This window comes from Chryseobacterium edaphi (genome assembly GCF_025628985.1).
Taxonomy (GTDB): domain Bacteria; phylum Bacteroidota; class Bacteroidia; order Flavobacteriales; family Weeksellaceae; genus Chryseobacterium; species Chryseobacterium edaphi.
The window spans coordinates 1-5,355 of sequence record NZ_JAOTEM010000010.1; the positions used below are offsets into that span (position 1 = coordinate 1).

Sequence of the window (5,355 nt, forward strand, 5' to 3'; positions counted from 1 at the left end):
CAAAAAAAATCCTCAATCAAATAAATGATTGAGGATTTAAAAAGACTGGCGGCGACCTACTCTCCCGCTTTCGCAGTACCATCGGCGCTGGTGGGCTTAACTTCTGTGTTCGGAATGGGAACAGGTGAGCCCCACCGCTAAAACCACCCTAAAGGTTGTATATAACGTAGGGATGTATGGTGGTATCATGTATAAAGTATTGTAGCGTCTCGCTTTACTCTGTACATTGTACTTTCGTACATTCTACATATTTTAATCGATAAAAACAGTCACAAAGAAAAAACCTTGCTTGCACTTACAAGATGCTTGAGTTAGGTTTATAATTTTTTAAATGATTACTCATTGATGATTATTATACTTATACCTGTAATAGGCTATAAATCTACGGGTAATTAGTACTACTCGGCTATGCTGTTACCAACTTTACACCTGTAGCCTATCAACGTCGTCATCTCCAACGACCCTTAAAAGATGTCTCATCTTGAGGCGAGTTTCGCACTTATATGCTTTCAGTGCTTATCTCTTCCAAACGTAGCTACTCAGCGGTGCTCCTGGCGGAACAACTGATACACCAGAGGTTTGTTCAATTCGGTCCTCTCGTACTAGAATCAAGCCCTCTCAAACATCTAACGCCCGCAATAGATAGAGACCGAACTGTCTCACGACGTTCTGAACCCAGCTCGCGTGCCACTTTAATGGGCGAACAGCCCAACCCTTGGGACCTTCTCCAGCCCCAGGATGTGACGAGCCGACATCGAGGTGCCGAACCTCCCCGTCGATGTGAGCTCTTGGGGGAGACTAGCCTGTTATCCCCGGAGTACCTTTTATCCTATGAGCGATGGCCCTTCCATACGGAACCACCGGATCACTATGTCCTGCTTTCGCACCTGATCGACTTGTAGGTCTCACAGTCAAGCACCCTTATGCCATTACACTCTACGCACGGTTACCAAGCGTGCTGAGGGTACCTTTGAAAGCCTCCGTTACTCTTTTGGAGGCGACCACCCCAGTCAAACTACCCACCACGCAGTGTCCTTCTAAAAGAAGTTAGGCTCCAAGTAAGTAAAGGGTGGTATTTCAACGTTGACTCCACAAACACTAGCGTGCCTGCTTCAAAGTCTCCCACCTATCCTACACATTACTTACTCAAAGTCAATACGAAGTTATAGTAAAGGTTCACAGGGTCTTTTCGTCCCATTGCGGGTAAACGGCATCTTCACCGTTACTACAATTTCACAGAGCTCATGGTTGAGACAGTGCCCAGATCGTTACACCATTCGTGCAGGTCGGAACTTACCCGACAAGGAATTTCGCTACCTTAGGACCGTTATAGTTACGGCCGCCGTTTACTGGGGCTTCAGTCAAACGCTTCGCATTGCTGCTAACGCCCTTCCTTAACCTTCCAGCACCGGGCAGGTGTCAGACCCTATACAGCATCTTTCGATTTAGCAGAGTCCTGTGTTTTTGATAAACAGTCGCCTGGGCCTCTTCACTGCGGCCAGCATTGCTGCTGGCGTCTCTTCTTCCGAAGTTACGAGACTATTTTGCCTAGTTCCTTAACCATGATTCACTCTAGCACCTTAGGATTCTCTCCTCGACTACCTGTGTCGGTTTTGGTACGGGTTGCTTCACTTCGGCTTTTCTTGGAAGCACTTTCCTTACAGCAACTTCGCCCGAAGGCTAGGTCTTGACTATTCCGTCAGTCTCCAGTAAGTACGGCACTCCGTCCCCTTTTTAGTGTGAGCAAGTATGGGAATATTAACCCATTGTCCATCCACTACCCCTTTCGGGTTCGCGTTAGGTCCCGACTAACCCTCAGCTGATTAGCATGGCTGAGGAAACCTTAGTCTTTCGGTGAGCGGGTTTCTCGCCCGCTTTATCGTTACTTATGCCTACATTTTCTTTTCTGTACGCTCCACCAAGCCTCACGACTCAGCTTCTGTGCGAACAGAATGCTCCCCTACCAGATACAACTCTTAAGTTGTAAATCCATAGCTTCGGTACTCTATTTATGCCCGATTATTATCCATGCCGGACCGCTCGACTAGTGAGCTGTTACGCACTCTTTAAATGAATGGCTGCTTCCAAGCCAACATCCTAGCTGTCAATGCAGTCCAACCGCGTTGCTTCAACTTAATAGAGATTTGGGGACCTTAGCTGTTGGTCTGGGTTCTTTCCCTCTCGGACACGGACCTTAGCACCCGCGCCCTCACTGCCGTGGAACATTTATTAGCATTCGGAGTTTGTCAGGAATTGGTAGGATTTGACTCCCCCGCATCCAATCAGTAGCTCTACCTCTAATAAACTTATACACGACGCTGCACCTAAATGCATTTCGGGGAGTACGAGCTATCTCCCAGTTTGATTGGCCTTTCACCCCTACCCACAGGTCATCCGAAGACTTTTCAACGTCAACCGGTTCGGTCCTCCACTTTGTGTTACCAAAGCTTCAACCTGCCCATGGGTAGATCACAAGGTTTCGCGTCTAATACTACTAACTAAGCGCCCTATTCAGACTCGCTTTCGCTCCGGCTCCGGACCTGAAGTCCTTAACCTCGCTAGTAACATTAACTCGTAGGCTCATTATGCAAAAGGCACGCCGTCACCCAACTTGTGGGCTCCGACCGCTTGTAGGCGTACGGTTTCAGGTTCTATTTCACCCTTCTATTCGAAGTGCTTTTCACCTTTCCTTCACAGTACTTGTTCACTATCGGTCTTTCAGGAGTATTTAGCCTTGGAGGATGGTCCCCCCATATTCAGACAGGATTTCACGTGTCCCGCCCTACTCATTTATCATCTAAATATACCTTTCATGTACGGGGCTATCACCCTCTATGGCTGTTCTTTCCAGAACATTCTATTAAATATATAAAGACTTTTGGGCTAATCCGCGTTCGCTCGCCACTACTTACGGAATCTCTTCGATTTCTTTTCCTCAGGGTACTTAGATGTTTCAGTTCTCCTGGTTTGCTCTCCTTGCGGAGTGACATGTCTTCAACATGCCGGGTTGCCCCATTCGGACATCTGCGGATCAATTCGTGTGTGCCGATCCCCGCAGCTTTTCGCAGCTTACCGCGTCCTTCTTCGCCTCTGAAAGCCTAGGCATCCGCCATACGCCCTTAACGATTTCTTTCCTATTGGTACTCAAGCACTCGTAAGTGCTCGGTTTTTTCTTTGTGATATTTTTACCGTTAATGTCAATGATCTTAATTTCTTTCTGCTTGTCTGATAAATGGATATTTGTTTTGGCTCTATCCATCTTACTTTTAAATCAGACTCACAAAACTGTGGAGAATAAGGGAGTCGAACCCTTGACCTCCTGCGTGCAAGGCAGGCGCTCTAGCCAGCTGAGCTAATTCCCCCTCTAGTTGAGTTGGCGAGTGATGGTGTTGGAGGGGTTGAGCGTTATACTCATTCTCTCTAATACTCTCAAACTCCTGTACTCAAAATTAGTAGTCTCGGGCAGGCTCGAACTGCCGACCTCTACATTATCAGTGTAGCGCTCTAACCAGCTGAGCTACGAGACTTCATGTTTTTAGTTGTCGGTTGTCGGTTTTTAGTTGTCAGCTCTAATACTAACTTCTAATTATCTAACCTCTAACTTCTGTAACTAAAATCTCTCTTTCCCTGATACTAATTTCTAGTGGGTTTTGTATTTTTATAATATAAGCAACCGAGTAAAAAACTAAAACGTTTTCTTAAAGTAAGTACATGGACACAGAGTGTCCTAATTTTGTTTAACGTCTAATGACGCTCTAAAATGAGATGTTCCAGCCGCACCTTCCGGTACGGCTACCTTGTTACGACTTAGCCCTAGTTACCTGTTTTACCCTAGGCAGCTCCTGTTACGGTCACCGACTTCAGGTACCCCAGACTTCCATGGCTTGACGGGCGGTGTGTACAAGGCCCGGGAACGTATTCACCGCGCCATGGCTGATGCGCGATTACTAGCGATTCCAGCTTCATAGAGTCGAGTTGCAGACTCCAATCCGAACTGAGACCGGCTTTCGAGATTCGCATCACATCGCTGTGTAGCTGCCCTCTGTACCGGCCATTGTATTACGTGTGTGGCCCAAGGCGTAAGGGCCGTGATGATTTGACGTCATCCCCACCTTCCTCTCTACTTGCGTAGGCAGTCTCACTAGAGTCCCCAACTGAATGATGGCAACTAGTGACAGGGGTTGCGCTCGTTGCAGGACTTAACCTAACACCTCACGGCACGAGCTGACGACAACCATGCAGCACCTTGAAAATTGCCCGAAGGAAGGCCTATTTCTAAACCGATCAATTCCCATTTAAGCCTTGGTAAGGTTCCTCGCGTATCATCGAATTAAACCACATAATCCACCGCTTGTGCGGGCCCCCGTCAATTCCTTTGAGTTTCATTCTTGCGAACGTACTCCCCAGGTGGCTAACTTATCACTTTCGCTTAGTCTCTGAATCCGAAAACCCAAAAACGAGTTAGCATCGTTTACGGCGTGGACTACCAGGGTATCTAATCCTGTTCGCTCCCCACGCTTTCGTCCATCAGCGTCAGTTAAAACATAGTGACCTGCCTTCGCAATTGGTGTTCTAAGTAATATCTATGCATTTCACCGCTACACTACTTATTCCAGCCACTTCTACTTTACTCAAGACCCGCAGTATCAATGGCAGTTTCATAGTTAAGCTATGAGATTTCACCACTGACTTACGAGTCCGCCTACGGACCCTTTAAACCCAATAAATCCGGATAACGCTTGCACCCTCCGTATTACCGCGGCTGCTGGCACGGAGTTAGCCGGTGCTTATTCATACTGTACCTTCAGCTACTCTCACGAGAGTAGGTTTATCCCAGTATAAAAGAAGTTTACAACCCATAGGGCCGTCGTCCTTCACGCGGGATGGCTGGATCAGGCTCTCACCCATTGTCCAATATTCCTCACTGCTGCCTCCCGTAGGAGTCTGGTCCGTGTCTCAGTACCAGTGTGGGGGATCACCCTCTCAGGCCCCCTAAAGATCATTGACTTGGTGAGCCGTTACCTCACCAACTATCTAATCTTGCGCGTGCCCATCTCTATCCACCGGAGTTTTCAATATCAAATGATGCCATCTGATATATTATGGGGTATTAATCTTCCTTTCGAAAGGCTATCCCCCAGATAAAGGCAGGTTGCACACGTGTTCCGCACCCGTGCGCCGCTCTCAAGATTCCGAAGAATCTCTACCGCTCGGCTTGCATGTGTTAGGCCTCCCGCTAGCGTTCATCCTGAGCCAGGATCAAACTCTCCATTGTATGTTTGTCTGACTCACTCAAAGTTTTGACGCTTTAGTTTTTCCTTACTTGGTTGTTATATCTATTTTTCAATGATCTCT

The 5,355-nt window shown here is 47.4% G+C and carries 2 tRNA genes and 3 rRNA genes; all 5 read right to left on the reverse strand.

The window, feature by feature from the left end:
* Nucleotides 1-43 precede the first annotated feature (43 nt).
* The 5 genes from rrf to NZ698_RS19425 all read right to left on the reverse strand — a co-directional run bounded on the left by rrf (nucleotide 44) and on the right by NZ698_RS19425 (nucleotide 5,275).
* Nucleotides 44-151 (reverse strand): 5S ribosomal RNA (gene rrf, locus NZ698_RS19405).
* Between the two features lie 221 nt (nucleotides 152-372).
* A 23S ribosomal RNA gene (locus tag NZ698_RS19410) occupies nucleotides 373-3,133 on the reverse strand.
* A 155-nt stretch (nucleotides 3,134-3,288) separates the two neighbouring features.
* A tRNA-Ala gene (locus NZ698_RS19415) sits at nucleotides 3,289-3,362 on the reverse strand.
* A gap of 91 nt (nucleotides 3,363-3,453) precedes the next feature.
* A tRNA-Ile gene (locus NZ698_RS19420) sits at nucleotides 3,454-3,527 on the reverse strand.
* Nucleotides 3,528-3,758: 231 nt separating this feature from the next.
* Nucleotides 3,759-5,275 (reverse strand): 16S ribosomal RNA (locus tag NZ698_RS19425).
* Together the 16S, 23S and 5S rRNA genes with 2 tRNA genes alongside form the textbook arrangement of a ribosomal RNA operon.
* Nucleotides 5,276-5,355 lie beyond the last annotated feature (80 nt).